Below are 21,330 nucleotides of genomic sequence, written 5' to 3' on the forward strand. Positions count from 1 at the left end.
ATAAAGATGATTATTATTTGATCGTTGTTTTTATTATAGGCTTTATCGCTTCTATTCTAAATTTAGATCATATTGATTTTAAAAAGGCAAAGTATAAAATTCTTTCATTGCTTTTAAGTTCTCTTAGTTCTATGTTTCTTTGCTGGATAAGCTATGAGATATTTTTTTATTTTTTAAATACTTTTAAGGTTTCTCTTGCTCTCAGTGGCTTCGTTTCTTGGCGTGGCACCGAGTGGATAAATTCAATAATTGATAGAGCAATTAATAAAAAACTTGAAAAGGAGTAATAATATGACACTTGGCGAAAATCAAGAAGCGTTCATGCGTGATGTTGAAAAGCTTTTGATCTATCTTCATATAAACGGCTATTCTGTAAGGGGTGGCGAGCTTGAAAGGACGCAAGCCCAGCAAGAAATATACTATAATACTGGCAAAAGCAAGACGATGCAGTCAAATCATTTGAAACGTTGTGCTATTGATCTTCATATTTTTAAAAATGGCGTATGGCTTCAATCTAAGCAAGACTTACAAGAAATAGGCAATTACTGGGAGAGCCTAAATAGTCTTAATCGTTGGGGTGGCAATTTTAGTTCTTTTCTTGATACGCCACACTTTGAAAGAAATTGTTAAAATTTCTTGACATTTATCTTAAAATCTAGGTCTCGCAAAGCTTGCCACTAAAATCAGAGCCGAAATTACTCGTTCATGAAATTTTAAAATTTTACTTGACGATGACTAAATAAAGAAATTTTCGCCATAGGGTTTTTAAATGCATGTAGTGCTTTAGCACTGAAGCATGCCACCTTGAACGTGCGAGGGGTTTTTACTTCGACTTCGTCTCGTAACTGCAAGCAGACAGGGGATTTTTAAAAAAAAGGGGGGGGACGGCTTTTTTGCAAGCTCGCAACTGCATGCAGACCGTAATTCAAGCTCTCTTCTCACTTAACAAAGAAACAAAATTTAAATTTCTAAAAATCTATTTTTGCAAATTTTTAAAATTGTCAGCTACTTTTATCCTGCACAAACGAAATGGCAAAAATTTCAGGTTTTGCGATCTTTTTTATCTCTTCTTTTGCCATGGCAAATTCTTTTGCGCCCTCTATTTTTAGTGTGTGGCCGCTAAACTCAAAGCTTAAATTTAGCTTCTCACAGGTTATATCAAGTGCCTTGGCTAGCGCAAGGATGAAGCTTAGCCACCTTACACACTCAGCCTTCGGTAATAAATTTTTATACTTTTCAAACTCATAAATATTTTTCTTGCCATTTGTGCCGATGACTGCGGCTATTAGTGCCTTTTGCTCGTGTGAAAAGCCGTAGTTTAGGGCATTTAGTATGATATAAGCCGAGTTTTTGTGATCGCCGTAAAAGCCTATCTCTTGACCGACGTTGTGAAGCTTTGCGGCAATTAGCAGCGTCTCAAGATAGCTCTCATTTAGCCCATGAAGCTTTTTAAGTGCCACAAAGATGTCCTTTGCGTATCTTGCCACGGCTTTGTTGCAAGAGAGGATGAAACGGTCTTGCAGGCTTTTGACGCTTGGGTTAAAATTTTCTGGAAATTTAAGACTTGGACGCAAAAAGTCTTTTAAAAAGACGCCCTCTCTTACGCCAACGCCACTTGTGATGACATTTTTGGCATTTAGCGCCTTGGCAAGGGCTAAAAATATATGTGCGCCCTCTCTGATGGTATCGTATCTATCTTTTTTTATAGGGAATTTATTTAGTTCAAGCACGCTAACATTTGCTATGCTCTCGATGTAGGCTTGCTCGTCGCTAAGCTTGTAGCAAAAGCCATGCAGTGATGAGAGCGGATATAAATTTTTGCTCATTATGGCCGATGAGATCGCTCTTAAAGAGCCACCGATCGCTATTAAATTCGGGCACTTAAATCGCTCATCTATCTGCGCCGTGATCTGCGATAGAAATTTGGGTAGTTTGTTTAAATTTTTCTTATCAAAAAATAGCTCTTTTAGCCTCACTGTGCCTATATCAAGCGAGAGGACATCGACTATCTTGCCGTTACTTATCCTAGCAAGCTCGGTCGAGCCTCCGCCGATGTCGATAGTGACGCACTCGGCTAGATTGTGAAGCAAATTTTTAGCCGCTATCGCTCCAAAAGTAGCCTCTTCTTTGCCGTCAATTACTTTTAAATTTATGCCAAGTTTTTTTCTTAAAAGAGAGATCAAAACACCTGAGTTTGGAGCATCTCTAAGTGCTGAAGTGCCTACACATAGGACTTTAGAGCATTTGTAGCTTTTTATGATGTTGTCAAATTCGCCAAAAGCTTTGATCGCTTTTTGCATTGAAGCTTCTGAAATTTCGTTGTTTGAGCCGTATCCGCCTTCGCCTAGTCGCACTTTGGTTTTGTATTCAGCTAGTATAAAAAATGCTAAGCGTGATGTGCGCTCAAATATCGCCATACGCATAGAATTTGAGCCAAGATCGATCACTGCGGTTCTCTTTGCCATTTTTTATCCTTTTAAATTTAAAACGATGCTTGCAACTGCTCCGCTTGCACCCTCTCTATTTTTGATAGATATCTCAGCCCCAAGTGCCTGTGCTGCGCCTTTTGCTAGAAATAGTCCAAGTCCAGCACCACCTTTGTTGCCGTATCTTTTAAATGGAGCAAACAAGTCCTTGCTCTCGTCTATGCCCACGCCTTCGTCGGCAACCTCGATGATAAATTTGCTCTTTTCAACCCTTGAGCTAATCGTAATCGTGCTATTCTTTGGAGAAAATTTGATAGCATTTTGGACGAAATTTTGCACGATGTGAGTTAGCAGGCTGGTTTGGATATTTAGGTTAAAAATTTCAGGTTTTAGATCGAGTGCGAGATTTTTTTCTTCACCTTTTGCGAGCACTTCGTAGTTTTTGCCTAGTTTTTTTAAAAATGCGATCACATCGGTATTTACTGGCTCTTCAAACTGCGCGCCCTCTTGACGACCGATCTCAAGAACTGAGCCTATCATAGCGTTCATGCCGTTGATCGCTTCGTTGTTTGATTTTAGCGCTTCTATATATTTTTCGCTCTCGCGTGGTTTTAAAAGCGTAACTTCGTTTTTGGTTTTCATGACAGCAAGTGGAGTTTTTAGCTCGTGTGCAACGCCTACAAAGAGCTCTTTTTGGTATAAGACGAAAGTTTGTATGCGAGTAATTAGCCTATTTATGCTATTACCAAGTGGCAAAAACTCATCTGGCAAGCTTTTGATATCGATCTCTTTTAGAAATTTCTCATCTAAATTTGTAAGCTTGTGACTTAAAATTTTTATAGGTATTAAAAGCATTCTTGATAAAAATAGTGCATAAAATAGCACCAAAAGTATCGCTGTGACGTTTACGATTATAATATCTATAAAAATTTCTTCAACTATCTGGCTTTGAAGCGTCGTCTCTTTTTCTAGGACTAAGTAGCTACTGTCATCTAGCCTTGTTGTTAGAGTGGTTATACTCTTATCTTTTATCTTTTGCATCACAAGATAGGGCTTTTCACCTTTAAGCTCGCCCACTTTTACGGTGGCTAGAGTTTTGTTTGGGATTTCTATAGTAAAAGTTTTTAGATTGTTAGGATTGAAATTTTGTGGATTGTTTTTGTAGTCTGCTGCTTGCTGATTTAGTTCATTAACTACGCTTTGAAAAACGGTAACTCTTATGTAGTGATAGAGCATCACCGAAACAACGGCAATTAGCATCATCGCACCAGATGCTAATTGCAGTATAAATCTATTTCTTAAGCTTTTTTGGGAAAGCAAAATCTATATCCGCGTCTTCTAACAGTTTCTATTGTCGAAATATTTAGCGGTTTGTCCATTTTTTGGCGAATTTGGTTGATAGCAACCTCGATAACGTTTGGAGTTACAAGCTCTGGCTCTTCCCAGATAGCGTCAAGTAGTTGCTCTTTAGACACGATCTGATCTGAGTGTCTTGCAAGGTGAGTAAGCACCTCAAATGGCTTACCTTTTAGCTCGATGTCGCGGCCAAGATAAGTGATCTTCTCTTCGTCAGGGTTGATGATAAGCTCGTCTATTTTGATGATATTTGTGCCGCCAAAGCGTAGTCTAGCCTCTAGTCTAGCTACTAAAATGTCAAAATCAAATGGCTTTTTGATGTAGTCATCAGCGCCAGCTCTAAGTGCTTTTATCTCGCTCTCTTTGTCGTCTTTTGCAGAAAGAACTACAACTGAGGTGCGTGGAGATTTATGTTTTATGATGTTTATAAGATCAACGCCGTCGCCATCTTGAAGCATCCAGTCAGTCAAAACTAAGTCGTAGTTTCTGATGCCGATATAGTACTCAGCGTCTTTGAAATTTTCAGAGCTATCTGTCTGATAACCAAACTCTTGCAACCCCTCAGCAATCGTCTTATTTAGCGTTACTTCGTCTTCTACTATTAAAATACGCATTTCTTTTCCTTAAACTAAAATTTATGGTCGATTGTATCATAAATTAAGAAATATTTCAAGATACTTTAATAAATTTTTAAAAAACAGTGCTGATTTTTGCACCGACAATTGCATTTGGTAAAATCTCGGTTTTTAAAATCTCCATATCCAAACTAGTAAGTGAGCTAAACCTCTCTTTTAGCGCTTTGCAGGTCGCTTCTAGCGACTCTTCTACGCTTTGAAATTTCATCTCATTGTAAAATTCTTTTATAAAATCAGCCACCAAAACATAATCAATCAAGCTAGTTGAGCGAAATTCTAAGCTTACTTTTACCTCTTGCTTTGCAACTCGCTCAAAGTCAAACATCCCGATAACGGTTTGAAATTTATAATCCTTAATAATCGTTGTTATTTCACTTTTCATACGACTTTTTGCTCCTTGCCTGAAAGCAGGCGAACGATATTTGGAATGTGCTTATAAACTACCAAAAATGCGATGATAAGTATCGGTGCGTGAGTGTAAATTTCATCAAGCTCTGGGTGGATGATAAAGCTTGATGCGATGAGAGCTATCAGCGCACAAAGCGAGGCTAGAGAGCTTATCTTTAAAAATTTACCGACCAAAAACCAAACTACAAGAGCGATGATGATTTCAACTGGCAAGAAAAATGCAAGCACGCCAGCCCCGGTTGCCACTCCTTTGCCACCTTGAAAGCCTAAAAATATAGAAAAACAATGTCCCGCAACGCTTAAAACTGCCATCGTCCAAAGCACGCTTTGGCTAGCTCCAAGCAAAGAGGCGACGATAAGTGGCAAAACGCCCTTTAAAACGTCACAAACTACGGTTAAAATGGCTAGTTTTTTGGCGAGTTTTGGGTTAGTTTGTTTTAAAACCCTTAAAACATTTGTCGCGCCTATGCTTTTGCTGCCCTCTTTTTTTATATCAACATGTCCGAAAATTTTTGCTAATATGAGCCCTGATGGGATGCTGCCAAGCAGGTAGCTAACGGCATAAAGTATTAAATTTTGCATATTTTACCTTTTAAATTTAAAGAGAAATGATATTAAAAAAATACTAATTTTTTTATAAATCATCTCCACAAAAGCACGACTTTTTCGTCGTAGATGTCGCTTTTCTTTGGCGAAATTTGCGTTTCGTTTATCGCGATGTTTTTAACATCATTTGCCTCTTTTAGAGCATCGCACTCTTGTGCAAATTTCTCTTCAAGCTCGCTTATGGCTAAGCTTATATCATTTACGCTTTGCTCGCTAAGCTTGACGTCGCTTCGCTCTTTTAAGACCTTGTTTGCGCTTCTGGCACTTGAGGCGATCTTGCCGGCATTTTGGCGAGATAAGAGCTTGTTGCCAAATATCGCTCCAAATATACTTGCGCCTATGCTTATAGCTGCGTCAAGGCTGCTTGTGGTCATCTCTTTTTGCTCTTTATCAAGCTTTGCAAGGGCTTTGTTTAGCTTATCTTGCAAGCTCTTTTGCTCTTTTTCAAATTTGGCCGTGAGTTTTGCGGTTTGCTCCTCTAAAATTTCATTGCACTTATCTTGAAGCCTTATGAAAAACTCCTCTTTTGACTCGTTTTCTTTTGAGTAAATTCCCATCGCCTCAAAGGTGTTAAATTTGAAATTTCTATATAAAAACTCTTTAAATTCTTTTTCTAAAGCGTCAAAATTTTTAGCGCTCGTTATGAAATTTGGCACAGCTGCAAAGCTTGCACCGCTTGGCTCATTTTCGCTTGCATCAATGCGCATGCCTTCGCTAGCCTCACTCCAGTTTGGCTCTTTGTCGTTTTCGCTAAGCTCATAAAGGTAGCTCACCTCACAAACGCTATCAATGCCTTTTTTGGCGTCATAAATTCTCACCTTTGCGCTTGCAAGCAAATTTGGTGTGAGACTTTTTGAGCTGGTATAAAGCTGCGTGATATCGCTTGAGATGATAGGTTTTGCGCTAAATTTCATCTCGCTTTTATCTACATTTTGGCTACTTAAATTTTCTTTTTTATCTTTCATTAAATTTGAAATTTGCTCGCGGCTAAGCGGACCTTTTAGATAGCTAAGTGCCCAGCGCGTGGAGATGACGTTTAAGCCGTCCTCGTTTATATTTTTGAGTAAGAAATTTCTTTTTGCTAAATTTGATATGAGATTTTCAAGTGAGGCTTTATCTAGGTTTGAGCCTGCGATGCCGCTTAGTCCGTCGATCACGCGGGCTTTGTCCTGCGCTGTCTGGAGGCGACCGATGAACCAAGTGCCGATGTTGCTAAGACCTTTGTAGTCAAGATCGACCGGGTTTTGTGTGCTTAAGACGCAGCCAAGACCAAATGCACGGGCTTGTTTTAAGAGCGTGAGCATAGGCGTTTTTGACGGCGGATTTGCGTTTGGCGGGAAAAAGCCAAAAATTTCATCCATATATAGGATCGCTCTAAGTGAGCTAGTGCCCTCTGTGCCGCGCATCCACGCGATGATCTCGTTTAGCAAAATGGTGACAAAAAACATCCTCTCAGCGTCATTTAGGTGTGAGATTGTAAAGATATTGCACTTTGCTTTGCCGTTTTCGTCAAAAAGCATCTTTGAAATTTCTAGTCTAACGCCCTGCGTCCAGCCCTTAAAACTTGGGCTTGCGATGAGTGCGTTTATCTTCATGGCAAGCTTTAGACGCTCACTGCTTGGATAGAAGGTATCCACGTCAAAAACGCCTATCTTTTTAAACGGAGGATTTGCTATGAAATTTATGAGCTCCTCGATGCTGACGTCTTTTTGCTCTTTAAATTTGCTCTCAAATATAGTGGATATTAGCAGCTGTTCTTTTGAACTCATATCCTCAGAACTCATGCCAATAAGCGATAGCACCGATGCTGCGAGTGAATTTATATAGTTGCTAAAAATTTCTTCGTCATTGATATTTGGGCAAGCAAAGTCGCTAAGTAGTGCCACGCCTATGCCAGATGAGCTTTTTGGTGTGTAGATGTTAAAGCTAGCGCTTTCTTTTAAAATTTTTACGCGCTCAAGGTCTTGAAAGCTAGACTCTATGCCGTTTTTCCACTGCTCGGCCTGAGAGGCGGCAAATTCCTCTACGCTTTGACCTTTGTTTGTTGCCTCTGCTTCATCGACATAAGGTAAAAAATCCTCCGCTCTCATCTGCGGAAAAGTTAGGGCTAAATTTGTGATATCGCCCTTTGGGTCGATGATGATAGAGGGGATGTTGTCTATGCAGGCCTCTTCTAAAAGCGTGATACCAAGGCCTGTTTTGCCGCTACCAGTCATACCGATAATGGCTGCGTGGGTGGTTAGGTCTTTGTTTTTATAAAAAAATGGCTCTTTATCTTTTAGTCCGATGTAAAAAAGTTTTAAATTTTCTTGTATGGTTTTCACTAATTGCCTTATTCGTATAAATTTATGCGCGAGCGAAGCTCGTCCAGTGTCTCTTTGACGCGCTTTTGCGTGAAGTCTTTTATCGTTTTGTCATCATCGACTAGCTGCATGCAGTATCTGATGTAGCCCTTGTATGCTAGCTCTGTGACAAGTTTTAGCTTTAAAGATACGTTTTTTACTTCATCTGGTGAGAGCATGATGTCAAAATTTGCCTCTAACTCTTCGCCGTCTTTAAAATTTGTAGCTTGCGAGCTTAATATGCTCATGCCGCCCTCTGAGATGTCATAAAGGCTGCCTTCAAGCTCGCCTTGCTCTCCTTTTAGAGAAATTTTGGTAAAGCGGTTTGGCAAGACGCGCTGGAATTTTCTCTTGTTTGCATGCATGGTCGCTGTGCGCGAGAAATTTGAAAGAGTGACGCTTTTATCGGCGATATTATAGTCGATGATGTCGGCGCGAAGTTGCTTTGAGAAGAAGCTGTTTGGCAGGATAAAGCCCTTGCCATCTTGCTTCATGGCTAAAATTTGCATCATATCTACGCGAAAAACGACGCTATCTTCTTTAACTTCTAAAATTTCGGCTTCGTATTTTATATTTAGTCCGTCGTATAAATTTAAAAACTCAGGGCGGACCTTGGCATTTTTCATGCGTGTAAATGTGTTGATCGGATCTTCGTAAAAAAATGAGCCAGTATCGATCATCGTTTTTACGGTGGCTTCTTGGTGATCCTGGGTGTTATATAAAATTTCTTTCATCCTTGAGACAGCATTTACAAAGTAGCCCACATAGACTGCATCTTTGCAGGCGTGACTAAAATTTAGTGTCAAATTTAAGAGCAAGAAATTTACTAGCTCATCTTTTGCATTTAGTTTTGGTATAAGGCTGTTTAAGTCGTCGCGAATTTGTGTGGCATTTGGTTTTTGGATGAGTAGCGCGTCAAATATACTCTCAAGGCAAATTTTCATCTGCTCGTGTGGCACTACAAGGGTCAGTTGTCTGCAAAATTTGATACCCTCATCTATAAATTTAGCTCTTAAACCAAGTATGCAATCCTCGCAATTTTCGACAAGTTCTTGCCTGCCCTTAAACTCCATGGGGTCTCCAAAAAAGGTTATTTATTAAAACATCGCTATCATATATAAAGTTATATTAAAAAAATATTTAAATTTGTGTAGAGAGGAAATTTCTAGGCAAAGCTGCCTAGAAATTTGAATAATTATAGTTTGCTTTCGTTGTGTGAAAGGTAGTCAGCAACACCTTCTGTGCTTGGTTTCATACCAGCGTCACCTTTGTGCCAGCCAGCTGGGCAAACTTCGCCGTGCTCGTTTGTAAATAGCATAGTATCTACCATTCTGATCATCTCGTCGATGTTTCTGCCAAGTGGTAGGTCGTTTATAACTGCGTGGCGAACTGTGCCATCTTTGTCAAGTAGGAATGATCCACGAAGTGCTACGCCAGCGTCTTCTAAAAGTACGTCAAAGCCACGAGCGATTGATTTTGTCATGTCAGCTACGATCGGGAAGCGAACTTTGCCGATACCGCCTTTATTTACTGGAGTCTCTTTCCATGCAAAGTGTGAGAACTGGTTGTCGCAAGAAACTGCGATAACTTCGATACCGCGTGACTTGAACTCGTCATATCTTTTATCAAATGCGATGATCTCGCTTGGGCAAACAAATGTAAAGTCCATTGGATAGAAGAATACAACAGCGCCCTTTTCGCCGATGTTTTTGTAAAGGTTGAAATCATTTACGATTTGATTGTTTCCTAAAACTGCTGCAGCTGTAAAGTCAGGTGCTTTTTTTGTTACTAACATTTTTTCTCCTTAATAATAAATTTTATTGATTGCGAAATTATATCCATAAAAATTTAAATTCTAATTAAATAGATCTGGAAATTTAAAACATTGTAATTTTAATATGCATTTGAAAATGAATGGAAATTTTTTAAAATTTATAGAAGATGCCGTAGAAATTTTATTAAATTTAGAGTTTTTGGGTATAGAAGCGGTTAATTATAATAGATCGCTAAAATTTCTACCGCCAAATTTTAGTATCGCCGAACCCCAAGTAAAGCCACCACCAAATGCATCAAGAAGCAAAACAGAGCCATTTTTGATGCGTCCATCCTCGTAAGCATCATTTATCGCCATTGGGATCGAAGCAGAGCTTGTGTTACCGTATTTTGCAACTGTCAAAACGCACTGCTCGTCAGTGAAATTTAGCCTATTTTTTACGGCGTCTATTATCCTGATATTTGCTTGATGAGGTATGAAAAAGTCGATATCTTCGCTTTGCATTTTGTTTGCGTGTAAAATTTCTATCACGCTTTTGCTAAGCGTTTGAACCGCTATCTTAAAGACCTCATTTCCGCTCATGTGGATGAAATTTAGCCTATTTTTTAGCGTCTCATCGCTAGCTGGAAATGCACTGCCACATCCTGGAGTTATCAAAAGCTCAGCCTGTCTGCCATCGCTTGCAGTGTGGATGTCGATGATCTCGTTTTCTTCGCTAGCGCTTATCACTGCTGCTCCTGCTCCGTCACCAAAAAGTATGCATGTGCTTCTATCTGTATAATCAACTATCGAGCTTAATTTTTCAGCTCCTATGATCAAGACATTTTTTTTAGCACCGCTTACGATAAGAGAATTTGCAAGCTCCAAAAGATAGATAAAACCTGTGCAAGCCGCACTTATATCAAAAGCTGTAATGCCAAAATTTAATCCTAAATTTGAAGCTATCTTGCAAGCAGTTGAAGGCATGCAAAGATGATCTGGAGATATCGTAGCGCAGATTACCGCGTCGATTTGTGACTTTTCAAGCCCTGAGCGTTTTATAGCTAGCTCGGCAGCTTTTGTGCCAAGATCGCTTGTTATCTCAGTCGTTGCGATATGTCTTTGCTCTATACCGGTTCGCTTCACTATCCACTCATCGCTTGTATCAACCATTTTTTCAAAATCAAAATTTGTTAAAATTTTTTCTGGGACATATGACGCAATGGAGATCAATGAAGCTTTTGGCATATTTTACCTTGCAAAGTGTGAAAGTTCTTCTTCTATAACTTTATTTATATTTGAGTTAGCAAATTTAATTGCTTGAAAGATTGCATTTTTTATGGCTTTTGAGTTGCTTTTGCCGTGGCTTATGATGACGCAGCCATTTACGCCAAGAAGCGGAGCGCCGCCATACTCATCGTAACTGACCTGTTTTTTTAGAGTTTTGAAAACTTTTCTCATAAGCACCGATCCAGCCATAGCTAGAGGCGATTTTTTAACTTGCTTTTTGATGATCTTACCTATAGCATCAGCAACGCCTTCGCTCGTTTTTAATAGGATATTTCCCATAAAACCATCACAAACCATTACATCAATGCTGCCATCAAAAATTTGATTGCCTTCCGCGTTTCCAACAAAGCTATCAAGTCTAGAAACCAGCTTAAAGGCTTCTTTGCTGACCTCGTTGCCTTTGCTCTCTTCTTCGCCGTTTGATAAAAGACCTACTTTTGGCTCTTTTCTGCCTAAAATTTCTTTTGCGTAGGCTTCACCCATTATAGCAAATTGAAACAAGTGTTCGCTTCTGCAATCAACATTTGCACCAACGTCCAAAACCAAAGTAGCTGTCTCTTTTGAATTAGGCATAAGTGTTGCGATCGCTGGACGAGATACATTTTTTAATCTACCAACTCTTAATGTAGCTAAGCTCATAGTAGCACCGCTGTGACCAGCAGAAACGACAGCATCAACATTTTTATCTTTTAAAAGCTCAACAGCTTTGTAGATCGTGCTATCTTTCCTTTTAAGTGCGTCTGTCGCTCCGTCAGCCATAGAGATGACTTCGGTAGCTTCTATAAATTCTATATTTTTTAAATAGGGTTGTGGGATGAGTGGTTTTATGGCATTGCTATCGCCAACTAATACAGCTTTAAATTCTGCCTCTTTCAGTGCTTCAATAACGCCAGATATTATAGGCTCTGCACCAAAATCACCACCCATAGCATCAATAGCAATGCGAATCATATTTTAGTATTCACCTGTTGTTTTGTTTATGCGGTGAGGCATTTTCCAAGAACCATCTTTGTCTTTTACAGGCACTGGAAGTGTAACTTTGTAATGTGTTCTACGTTTTGCTGCACGAGAATGACTCACTCTTCGCTTTGGTACTGCCATTTTACTCTCCTTTATAAATTTTTACATTTTTCACAATAAAAATAATCGCTCTTAAAAGCTTCTAGCTCACTTTCAAAAACTTCTTTTAAATCAATATTGCCATCAAAAAATTCAACTGTATCGCTAAGCTCATTTTCTCTGTCTTTATAGACACCATCACTTAAATTTAGCTCTACGTCTTGATCGATAGGTAGCATAAATTCATCACCACATCGATCACAAATATATTTTATCTCGCCCTTTATAGTACCTTGGCATTTTACCAAAAAAGGGTCTTTTCTTTTTAAAATTCCACTAAAAACTAGATCATTGTTTCTTACTAGCTCAAAGTTTATCTCTTTGTTTGCTATTTTAGAAAACGGAATAATCAAATTTTAGTCCAAAATTAGCAAATTTCTCTTGAAGCAAAAAAGAAATTTATCTCATTTACAGCGTTTTCTAGGCTGTCGCTTCCGTGAACCGCATTTGCGTCAATGCTATCAGCAAAATCAGCTCTAATAGTGCCAGGAGCTGCTTCTTTTGGGTTAGTTGCGCCCATTAGCTCGCGGTTTTTAGCAACTGCATTTTCGCCCTCTAAAACCATAACCACAACTGGTCCGCTTACCATAAATTCAACTAGATCGTTGAAGAAAGGTCTATCTTTATGAACTGCATAAAATGCTTTTGCATCGCATTTGCTAAGTTTTATTTTCTTTGCAGCTGCGATTCTTAAGCCATTGCTTTCAAATCTATCTATAATCTTTCCAACAACATTTTTCTTAACAGCGTCAGGCTTAATAATAGAAAGTGTTCTTTGCATAAATTTTCCTTAAAATTTAGGTTATTTAAATGAAGTTGGCAATTATATCAAATAAAGCTTAAAAATAAAATAGGCTCAAATTTGAGCCTAAAATTTGTAAATTTATTGGATAACTGGAGTGCTGCCAGTGCGAGCGTCAGCGCCGATTTGATCACGTGAAGGTTGTCCTGCTACTACGGCATCCCAAACGATGCAACCATCAGTTGGACAGGCAGATGCACAGGCTGGCTCATCATTGTAGCCTACGCACTCAACGCATTTGTTTGAATAAACATAGTATGTATCTGCTCCAGTTGGGTTGTCGCTATCATCAACAATAGCTGAAACTGGGCACTCATCGATGCATGAACCACAGCTTATGCATATATCGGTTATTTTTACAGACATTTTTTCTCCTTAAATAAAATTTTGGCGTAGAATATCAAAAAAAACTGAAAATGATATAAATATACTCTTAAATTTTCACAGCACGCTTAATTTCTCTAAACTGCTTTATAAAGTTTTTATCACTTTTAGACTAAATTTACAGATTAAAATTTTAAAAAGGTCGTATAAATTTAATGAATGATAATATACAAATAACTGGCGCAAGAGAGCACAATCTTAAAAATTTAAATCTTGAAATTCCAAAAAACAAACTAGTAGTTTTTACCGGTCTTAGTGGCAGTGGCAAGAGCACTCTAGCATTTGACACGCTCTATGCTGAGGGGCAACGAAGGTACATGGAGAGCCTAAGCAGCTACGCTAGGCAGTTTTTGGACCGTGTGGGTAAGCCTGATGTTGATAAGATAGAGGGTTTAACGCCTGCAATCGCGATCGATCAAAAGACAACCTCTAAAAACCCGCGCTCAACGGTTGGCACGATCACTGAAATTTATGACTATCTAAGGCTTTTATACGCAAGGGTTGGCGTGCAGCACTGCCATAAATGCGGCAAACCTATCTCAAAAATGAGTGCGAGCGACATCATAAATGAAATTTCAAAGCTCCCACTTGGCGCAAAAGTGATCATCTATGCGCCGCTAGTTCGTGAGAAAAAGGGCACATGGGCGGATCTGATCGAAAATTTACGCCAAAAAGGCTTTGTAAGGGCGCAGATAGATGGCGTTGTGGTGAGGCTTGATGAGGAGATCGAGCTTGCAAAAACAAAAAAACATACGATAAAGGTCATCGTTGATAGGATCGCTATTGATGAGCAAAATCACGAACGCCTTGCAAGCGACGTTGAAAAGGCGCTAAATGAGAGCTTTGGTGAGGTCGAGATAGAGATCGCAAATGCTGACGAGCTGGGCTTAAAAGAGAGCTTTATACATTACAGCGAGCACATGGCTTGTTTTGACTGCAAAATTTCATTTACGCCGCTTGAGCCGCTAAGCTTTAGTTTTAACTCACCAAAGGGCGCTTGCGAGCACTGCGACGGACTTGGTATAAGGTATAGCCTAGATATGAGCAAGATCATCGACGAAGAAAAGTCGATAGAAAACGGTGCGATCAAGCTACTTTACGGCTACAATATGAGCTATTACTATAAATTTTTACTTGCGTTTTGTGAGCAAAATAAGATCGACATTAAAAAGCCATATTACGAGCTTAGTGAAGATGAAAAAAGGCTCGTTTTATACGGCAACGTCAAGGATGTTGAGTTCTTTTGGAAACGAAACAAACTACTTAGAAAATTTGACGGAGTGGTTAAAATTTCACACGGACTTTTGAAGGATTACAAAGACTTTGACGAGTATATGAGCGAGAAAATTTGTGACGCTTGTAACGGCCACAGACTAAAGCCTCAAAGTCTAGCGGTCAAGGTCGCTGGTCTTGGGCTTGGTGAAATTTTAGATATGAGCATAGAAAACTGCACCGCTTTTTTCTCAAACGAAAAAAATTTTGCCTATCTTAGCGACTACGACAAGGCGATCGCAAAGCCCATCTTAAAAGAGATCAACGAAAGGCTTTTCTTTTTGTATGACGTGGGACTTGGCTATTTATCACTTGGGCGTGATGCTAGGACGATCAGCGGTGGCGAGGCACAGCGTATAAGGATCGCAAGCCAGATAGGAAGTGGGCTCAGTGGCGTCATGTACGTGCTTGATGAGCCAAGTATCGGACTTCATGAGCGAGATACGCTAAAGCTCATAAAAACACTTAGAAATTTACAAGCCAAAGGCAACTCCGTGATCGTCGTCGAGCATGATAAAAAGACGATAGAAGAGGCTGACTATATCGTAGATATCGGCCCTGGAGCTGGTAAATTTGGCGGTAGCGTGGTCTTTGCAGGCACGGCAAAAGAGCTTTTAAGCTCAGACACTCAGACTGCACAATACATAAATGGCAAGAAAAAGATCGACTATCAAAAAAATAGAAAAGCTGAGAAGTGGCTCGAAATTTCAAATGTAAATATCAACAATATCTCAAATTTAACCGCTAAATTTCCACTTAGAAATTTAGTTGGCATCACTGGCGTTTCAGGATCTGGCAAGAGCTCGCTAGTGCTTCAGACCTTGCTCCCAGAGGCGCAGGAGCAGCTAAATAGAGCCAAAAAAGTGAAAAAAATAGCTGGGGTAAATTTAAGCGGACTTGAGAATTTAGACAAGGTCATATATCTCGATCAAAGCCCGATTGGCCGCACCCCACGCTCAAATCCAGCGACATACACTGGCGTGATGGATGAGATAAGAAATTTATTTGCACAGACTAAAGAGGCCAAGCTTAGAGGCTATAAAATAGGGCGCTTTAGCTTCAACGTCAAAGGCGGGCGCTGCGAGAAGTGCCAAGGTGAGGGCGAGATCACGATCGAGATGCACTTTTTGCCTGATATCAACGTGGTTTGTGACGTTTGTAATGGCGCTAGATATAACGCTCAGACCTTGGAAATTTTATACAAAGGCAAAAACATCGCCGAGGTGCTAAATATGAGCATAGATGAGGCGGTTGAGTTCTTTAAGGCTGTGCCAAAGATCGCTTCAAAGCTCACTACGCTGCAAGACGTGGGGCTTGGCTACATCACGCTTGGACAAAACGCAGTCACACTTAGTGGCGGCGAGGCGCAGCGTGTAAAGCTAGCAAAAGAGCTTAGTAGAAGCGACACTGGAAATACGCTTTACATCCTTGATGAGCCAACGACGGGACTTCATTTTGCCGATGTTGATAGGCTGGTTAAGGTGCTAAATCACCTAGTCGATCTTGGAAATTCAGTCTTTGTGATCGAGCATAATATGGACGTCATCAAAAACTGCGACTATATCGTAGATATGGGACCAGAGGGCGGCGCAAAAGGCGGTAAAGTAATAGCTTGTGGCAGCGTCAAAGATGTAGCTAAAAACTACAAAAAAACTGGCAGCTACACAGGGGAATTCCTAGCGCAAGAGCTTGAAGAGATGAAGAAAAAATAAGACCAGCTTTTATGCTAATATTATGAAAAAATTAAGGGATAAATTTTGAAAATATTGCTTTATAACGTGACAACTGCACTAAAAATTGGCGGTGTTGAGACATTTTACTACTCAGTCGCAAAGGAGCTTATCAAAGAACACGAGGTGACCATTTGTACTGGCAGAGGTAAATTTATACCAGCATTTTTAAAAGACAGTAGCATTGATCTAAAGATGTTTGGTTTTTGCCCTAGAGAAAAGGTCGTAAAAATAGGCAATAGATTTAGAAAATTTATTGAAAGAGTTAGTTTTTATTTTAATGCCAGAAAATTTTTAGAGACTGAGAAATTTGATATTTTGGTTGTGCATAAGCCATTTGATTTTTTTGTTGCATGGGCTTTAAAGAGGCGTGATAAGAATTTAAAAGCAGTATTTGTAAGCGGTGGTGAGGATTTTTACTTTTTTGATAAATTTTTTATCAAATTTATAGATAAGATCATTAGCGTTAGCGACGCAAATGCGGAGATTTTAAGAGAAAGATATGGCAGAGAAGTTAAAGTCGTTTATAATGGCGTAGATAAAGAGAAGTTTTATCCAGATGCATCACTAAAAGAGAAGACAAGAGAGAAATTTGGTGTAAAAAGTGATGAAATTTTGATAGGAAGCGTAGGTAGAGTAGTTGGCTGGAAAGGCTTTGGCATGATGGTAAAAAATATAGACAAGATCAAAAACGCCAAATTTATGCTAGTTGGTGATGGAGAAAATTTACAAAGCTTAAAAGAACTAGCAGCTAAGCTTAACTTAAATCAAAAGGTCATTTTTGTTGGTGCTATCGGACATGATGAGCTAAATGAGTACTATAACGCTTGCGATGTCTACTTGCAACCAAGCATAGGCCATGAAGCTTTTGGTATAACCGTCATTGAGGCATTAGCAGCTAATAAGCCTTGCGTAGTTAGCATAAACGGTGGCATGAAAGAGATCATAAAAGACGGAGTAAATGGGTATAAATTTAAAATTTCTGATGAAAGTGACATGATAGAAAAGATAAATTTAACGCTAGAAAATATAGAAAATTTAAGACCAAGAGAGAGTATAAAAGGCATGTATGAGTGGTCAAAATTTGCACAGGAGCTAGTTGAGGTATGAAAGGATTTTTTCAAGAAAAGCTAAAAGCTACCAGATATTTAAATATAGCAATTTTAATTTTTTTATCTTTATTTTTAATAGGTCAGTATAACGAACACATAACTGCTATTAAAAATTTAGCCATATATTTAGCTCTATTTTTAACATTGATCCTTTTTACAGTCGATACTAAAAATGTTATACAAAATATAAAGAACAATGCAAAGAACAATAAAGCTATTTTGTTGCTATTTTTGCTTTTAAATTTATATGTTTTTGGCATATCATTTTTTCCTTATGATGCTACGCAAAATGCAGCACTTTCAGCTCTTCATGAATTTAAAAGAGCGTTTATATTTATTTTTATCGTTCTTCTTTGGCATGATGGTAGCTATAAAAACTCAAAATGGTTATTTTTTGCTATGGTTGCAGCACTTAGTATAGATAATATACATTTTTTTGTAAAAGGGATAGAAGACGGCACTCTTTTAAATTTAAAAAATGAAAAAGACCAATGGACGCAACCTATAGATAGATTTTATGCAGGCTTTTTTGATAGTTTATTTATTTTTTCTTTGGTCTCAATATTTTTTATCAAAAATAATTTTTACAAATTTTTTATCATAGTTTTTAATATTATTGTTAGTTTAATTTTTATTTTGCTTACAGGTGCTAGGGGCTCATGGCTTGCACTTGCTCTAAGTTTGATGGTTATGTTGGCTCTAACTTTTAAAAATGAAAAAATTAATCTTATAAATAAAAAATCCATGATATTTTGCCTATTTTTACTTGCTGCCTCTACTTGCGTCTATCATAACTCTACGCTTTTGCAGTTAAAAGTTGCTCAAGGATTTTATACTTCTGGTAGAGGAGATATTTTAACAAAGAGGTTGCCGCTTCTTTTTAACTCTGATAGAGCTTATATAGGTATAGGCTTTGGTGGTAAACAATATACTAAATTTTTAAATGACAAAAATGTTAATAATGATGATCTTGGCCCAACTGGTGTAGGCGCTGATGGAACTAAGTATCCGCATCATGACGAGCCAGTATTTATTGGTCAGTATTATCATTACGGTGTAGTAGGTACTGCTTTTTTTGTTGCGTTTGTTTTTTATATGCTTTTTGTTTCTTTTAAAAGGTATTTGTCAAACAACAAATTTTATATAGCAATATTTGGAAGCATACTTTGCACTTATATATTTAGGGGATTATTTGAAACTATGTATTTTACTCATCTTTATGTAATGCTTGGTCTTTTTATAGTATTTTTGTGCAAAAACAAGGAGTGATTTATGAAACTGTTTTACATATATCCAGAACAAATTCCGCAAGGTAATGCAAGAGAGATAGCAATACTAAATACATTTTTTGAGCTTAGTAATATGTGCGATGCTAAGCTGGTTTTACCGCAGTCTCCTTTAAATTTAAATGAGGTAAATGAGAAATTCGCTTTAAAGCTAAAAGCTAATGACATATTGTTTGTAAGAAAAAAGATTCTATTTTTAAAAAGTAATAAAATTTTTAATTTTTTTCTAAAAAAGATAATAAATAACTACTCAAATAAAGACGCAATATTTTATACGAGACATTTAAAGATAGCTAAATTTTTACTAGAAAATAAAATGCCCGATCAAAAGGTTGTATTTGAAGCGCATGAGTGTTTTACTTTGGGTAACAAAGCACTTTATGATATGGAAAAAGAGATACTACAAAATGCCGATTTTGTATTTTCGCACAATAGCAGTACGCTAAACGAGCTTAGAAAATTTTTCGGCTTACAAATAGTAAATTCGGCAGTTGTTTATAATGGTTGTAAGCAAGATTCTGATTTTAAGAAGAAAGATTTTGATTTTTCAATTATAAACTATTATGGCTCATTCTTGTTATGGAAAGGCCTTGATTTGATGCTAGATTTTGCCTTAAAAACTAGTATAAAACTAGAACTTTATGGCAAAAATAGTGGAAATAGTTTTATGACTTTAAAAAACACTCTTAAAGAAAGAGAGATTGAAAATTTGGTATGTTTTAAAGGACTGCTACCTCAAAATGAAGTTGTAAAAAGTCTTATTGAAAACAATACTATTTTGATAATACCTAGTGTAAAAAGTGATTATTCGCTTTATAGCACTCCATTAAAGCTTTTTGAATATATGGCAAATTCAAATGTCGTCTTAGCTCCAAATTTCCCACCAGTTGCTGAAATAGTAAAAGATGGCGAAAATGGTTTTTTATATGAAGCGGGTGATGAAAAAAGTTTAGAAGAAAAATTTAACTATATAAAGACTTTAGGTAATGAAGAGCTAAATAAAATTTCAAAAAATGCCTATGAAAGTATGAGTAAAAATACTTGGCAAAATAGAGCTATAAAAATAATCAAAGAATTAGAAAAGATAAATTAAATTTTTGAGTGGATTTAAAAAGAAAAAAAGGGGCGAATGCCCCTAGGATTATGCAGCTGGATAAACAGATACTTTTTTTCTGTTTTTATCAAGTCTTTCAAATTTTACAAAGCCATCGACTAATGCAAAAATAGTGTGATCTTTGCCAAGACCTACGTTATTTCCAGCGTGAGTTGCTGTTCCTCTTTGGCGGATGATTATATTTCCAGCACGAACGAACTCGCCACCAAATTTCTTAACACCTAATCGGCGTCCGATACTATCACGGTTATTCTGGGTTGAACCTTGACCTTTTTTGTGTGCCATATCTTATCTCCTTAAGCTGCGATACTTACGACTTTTACACGTGTAAATTGTCTTCTAAAGCCGCGTTTTAGTTTTGAGTCTTTACGTCTGCGTTTTTTGTAGATAACTACTTTTTTGTCTTTACCTTCATTAACGACCTCAAGAACAACTTTTGCACCCTTAACAAATGGCGCACCTACCTTTACTTCGCCGTCATTTACAGCTAAAACTTCTGTAATCTCAACGGTTGATTTAGCTTCAGCACTAAAGTGATCTAGCTTAAGGAACTCGCCCTCGCTAACACGATATTGCTTACCGCCATGCTTAAATATAGCGTATTTTGACATACTCTACCTTTCTAAAATTTGGTAAGACCAAAAAGCACTTTTTTGCAAAAGATTTATGGAGCTTTGTTGGTTGTAAGGTGTGAATATTAGCCAAAAGTTTATAAATTCTACTTTAATGCCCCTGATCTTATGATCTCATCGGCTAAATTTCTTATCATAGATGTATGATCTAGAAAGAAGGTTTTGTCATTTGGCAAATGTGGCTGATATACCAGCGTTTTGGCTACTGGTGCGCTTAAGATCATATTTATTAGTTCAAATTCAGGCGGAAAAACAAAATAAAGTTTTGGCTTAGGAATTTCATTTTGAAAGAGCCTTTGTGCGTAAAATTTACTGAAATTTTCGTTTTTTGGTAGCTTTATCTCTTTAAAGAGCTCAAATGGCAAAAAGTAGCGCGCCAAAGCATGAAGTCCGTGCGCGAAGATGTAGAGGCGTTTTTCAAATTTAGGCGCCTCCGTCCTGCCAAAAGTGGAGCAAAATTTCTGCAAATGCTCGCTCGCGGCAGCCGTATTTTTTTCGTGTATGGCAAGCACAAATTTAACCGCCTCTCTTTCGTTTGTCGGCTTTTTAGAGTCCGCAAAAGTGCGTGCTTTTTCTAGGGCTGGGGCAAGCAAATTTTCATCTTGCCAAAGTATCGCTGTGAGTAGATCATGCATAACACATAGAAATTTATAGCCGTTTTTGCTAGGTGGCAGGCCTTTTGGAAAGATACTTGCCATGCTATCTGTGTCACCACAAGCGATAGCAAAAAACGCAGGGATCAGCTTCTCACACTGGTCATATCCGCCGCTGCAGCCTGGGAGTAAATTTAGCTTAGCGTATTGAAAGATAAGATCATTTAGTGCCTCAGCGTCGCCATCAGCTAGGCACTTCTCAAGGCAAAAGTCGTAGCGTCTGGCTCTTGAAAAAGAGAGTAATCGTATGAGCTCACATAAAAAGTCGTAATCGTTTAAATTTTTCTCTTCTATCTCGGTGTAAATCATTGCATACTCGTCTAAAAGTAGCTCTTCGTCGCTTTTTGGTGGTTTTTTGGCTCTAAAAATGTTAAACAAGCTTTCTAAAAATGACATTTTGCGTCTCCTTA

The 21,330-nt window shown here is 38.0% G+C and carries 23 protein-coding genes; 6 read left to right on the forward strand and 17 right to left on the reverse strand.

Going from position 1 to position 21,330, the window contains the following annotated elements; genetic code table 11:
* A partial coding sequence (locus F3G98_RS10710; protein ID WP_223231284.1) for a hypothetical protein occupies positions 1-287 on the forward strand: 287 nt, incomplete at its 5' end.
* 4 nt (positions 288-291) lie between these two features.
* A complete protein-coding gene (locus F3G98_RS01335; protein WP_103607837.1) occupies positions 292-630 on the forward strand; it encodes a M15 family metallopeptidase in 339 nt (112 codons plus the stop codon).
* A 371-nt stretch (positions 631-1,001) separates the two neighbouring features.
* Here F3G98_RS01335 and F3G98_RS01340 read toward each other — a convergent pair whose 3' ends face one another.
* From F3G98_RS01340 to F3G98_RS01405, 14 genes are all read right to left on the reverse strand, one after another.
* The gene (locus F3G98_RS01340; RefSeq protein ID WP_103607836.1) at positions 1,002-2,465 is read right to left on the reverse strand and encodes a Ppx/GppA phosphatase family protein; all 1,464 of its coding nucleotides are present in this window, start codon (positions 2,463-2,465) and stop codon (positions 1,002-1,004) included.
* Between the two features lie 3 nt (positions 2,466-2,468).
* Entirely contained in the window at positions 2,469-3,686 is a 1,218-nt protein-coding gene (locus tag F3G98_RS01345; protein WP_188116971.1) for a sensor histidine kinase, read from the reverse strand.
* Between the two features lie 38 nt (positions 3,687-3,724).
* Positions 3,725-4,396, reverse strand: a complete 672-nt coding sequence (gene hsrA / locus F3G98_RS01350; protein ID WP_002942555.1) for a homeostatic response regulator transcription factor HsrA — start codon at positions 4,394-4,396, stop codon at positions 3,725-3,727.
* 76 nt (positions 4,397-4,472) lie between these two features.
* Positions 4,473-4,799: a dihydroneopterin aldolase gene (locus F3G98_RS01355; protein WP_002942574.1), complete on the reverse strand. Its 327-nt coding sequence runs from the start codon at positions 4,797-4,799 to the stop codon at positions 4,473-4,475.
* Entirely contained in the window at positions 4,796-5,407 is a 612-nt protein-coding gene (plsY, locus tag F3G98_RS01360; protein WP_103607835.1) for a glycerol-3-phosphate 1-O-acyltransferase PlsY, read from the reverse strand. Before plsY ends, F3G98_RS01355 begins: the two co-directional genes overlap by 4 nt.
* 59 nt (positions 5,408-5,466) lie before the next feature.
* Complete coding sequence (locus tag F3G98_RS01365) at positions 5,467-7,755, reverse strand: ATP-binding protein (protein ID WP_103607834.1); 2,289 nt, start codon at positions 7,753-7,755, stop codon at positions 5,467-5,469.
* A gap of 8 nt (positions 7,756-7,763) precedes the next feature.
* On the reverse strand, positions 7,764-8,846 hold the full coding sequence (locus tag F3G98_RS01370; protein ID WP_149725646.1) for a PilZ domain-containing protein: 1,083 nt from the start codon (positions 8,844-8,846) through the stop codon (positions 7,764-7,766).
* A gap of 122 nt (positions 8,847-8,968) precedes the next feature.
* The gene (locus F3G98_RS01375) at positions 8,969-9,568 is read right to left on the reverse strand and encodes a peroxiredoxin (protein WP_002942572.1); all 600 of its coding nucleotides are present in this window, start codon (positions 9,566-9,568) and stop codon (positions 8,969-8,971) included.
* Positions 9,569-9,766: 198 nt separating this feature from the next.
* Positions 9,767-10,774: a beta-ketoacyl-ACP synthase III gene (locus F3G98_RS01380; RefSeq protein ID WP_149725647.1), complete on the reverse strand. Its 1,008-nt coding sequence runs from the start codon at positions 10,772-10,774 to the stop codon at positions 9,767-9,769.
* A 3-nt stretch (positions 10,775-10,777) separates the two neighbouring features.
* Positions 10,778-11,767: a phosphate acyltransferase PlsX gene (plsX, locus tag F3G98_RS01385; RefSeq protein WP_103598196.1), complete on the reverse strand. Its 990-nt coding sequence runs from the start codon at positions 11,765-11,767 to the stop codon at positions 10,778-10,780.
* A gap of 3 nt (positions 11,768-11,770) precedes the next feature.
* Entirely contained in the window at positions 11,771-11,917 is a 147-nt protein-coding gene (gene rpmF, locus F3G98_RS01390; RefSeq protein WP_002942540.1) for a 50S ribosomal protein L32, read from the reverse strand.
* 11 nt (positions 11,918-11,928) lie between these two features.
* Positions 11,929-12,288 (reverse strand): DUF177 domain-containing protein, encoded by a 360-nt coding sequence (locus F3G98_RS01395; RefSeq protein ID WP_002942543.1) that lies wholly within the window; start codon positions 12,286-12,288, stop codon positions 11,929-11,931.
* Positions 12,289-12,302: 14 nt separating this feature from the next.
* A complete protein-coding gene (gene ndk, locus F3G98_RS01400; protein WP_087584078.1) occupies positions 12,303-12,716 on the reverse strand; it encodes a nucleoside-diphosphate kinase in 414 nt (137 codons plus the stop codon).
* Between the two features lie 102 nt (positions 12,717-12,818).
* Positions 12,819-13,103, reverse strand: a complete 285-nt coding sequence (locus F3G98_RS01405; protein ID WP_002942606.1) for an NADH-quinone oxidoreductase subunit I — start codon at positions 13,101-13,103, stop codon at positions 12,819-12,821.
* Positions 13,104-13,276: 173 nt separating this feature from the next.
* Between F3G98_RS01405 and uvrA the strand changes: the two genes are divergently transcribed.
* Genes uvrA through F3G98_RS01425 form a run of 4 tightly spaced genes read left to right on the forward strand, consistent with a single transcriptional unit; the run spans position 13,277 to position 19,614 of the window.
* On the forward strand, positions 13,277-16,105 hold the full coding sequence (gene uvrA / locus F3G98_RS01410) for an excinuclease ABC subunit UvrA (RefSeq protein ID WP_103607831.1): 2,829 nt from the start codon (positions 13,277-13,279) through the stop codon (positions 16,103-16,105).
* 45 nt (positions 16,106-16,150) lie between these two features.
* Entirely contained in the window at positions 16,151-17,233 is a 1,083-nt protein-coding gene (locus tag F3G98_RS01415; RefSeq protein ID WP_103607830.1) for a glycosyltransferase family 4 protein, read from the forward strand.
* Positions 17,230-18,504, forward strand: a complete 1,275-nt coding sequence (locus tag F3G98_RS01420; RefSeq protein WP_149725648.1) for an O-antigen ligase family protein — start codon at positions 17,230-17,232, stop codon at positions 18,502-18,504. Before F3G98_RS01415 ends, F3G98_RS01420 begins: the two co-directional genes overlap by 4 nt.
* A gap of 3 nt (positions 18,505-18,507) precedes the next feature.
* On the forward strand, positions 18,508-19,614 hold the full coding sequence (locus F3G98_RS01425; protein WP_149725649.1) for a glycosyltransferase: 1,107 nt from the start codon (positions 18,508-18,510) through the stop codon (positions 19,612-19,614).
* A 48-nt stretch (positions 19,615-19,662) separates the two neighbouring features.
* On the opposite strand, the gene rpmA is transcribed toward F3G98_RS01425, so the two are convergent.
* The 3 genes from rpmA to F3G98_RS01440 form a co-directional block, all read right to left on the reverse strand.
* Positions 19,663-19,920 carry a 50S ribosomal protein L27 gene (rpmA, locus tag F3G98_RS01430; RefSeq protein WP_002942569.1) on the reverse strand — a complete coding sequence of 86 codons (258 nt, stop codon included), beginning with the start codon at positions 19,918-19,920 and terminating at the stop codon, positions 19,663-19,665.
* An 11-nt stretch (positions 19,921-19,931) separates the two neighbouring features.
* Positions 19,932-20,246 (reverse strand): 50S ribosomal protein L21, encoded by a 315-nt coding sequence (rplU, locus tag F3G98_RS01435; RefSeq protein WP_002942523.1) that lies wholly within the window; start codon positions 20,244-20,246, stop codon positions 19,932-19,934.
* Between the two features lie 107 nt (positions 20,247-20,353).
* On the reverse strand, positions 20,354-21,316 hold the full coding sequence (locus tag F3G98_RS01440; protein WP_149725650.1) for a hypothetical protein: 963 nt from the start codon (positions 21,314-21,316) through the stop codon (positions 20,354-20,356).
* Positions 21,317-21,330: the final 14 nt, after the last annotated feature.

The organism is Campylobacter concisus (genome assembly GCF_902460895.1).
Classification (GTDB): domain Bacteria; phylum Campylobacterota; class Campylobacteria; order Campylobacterales; family Campylobacteraceae; genus Campylobacter_A; species Campylobacter_A concisus_BC.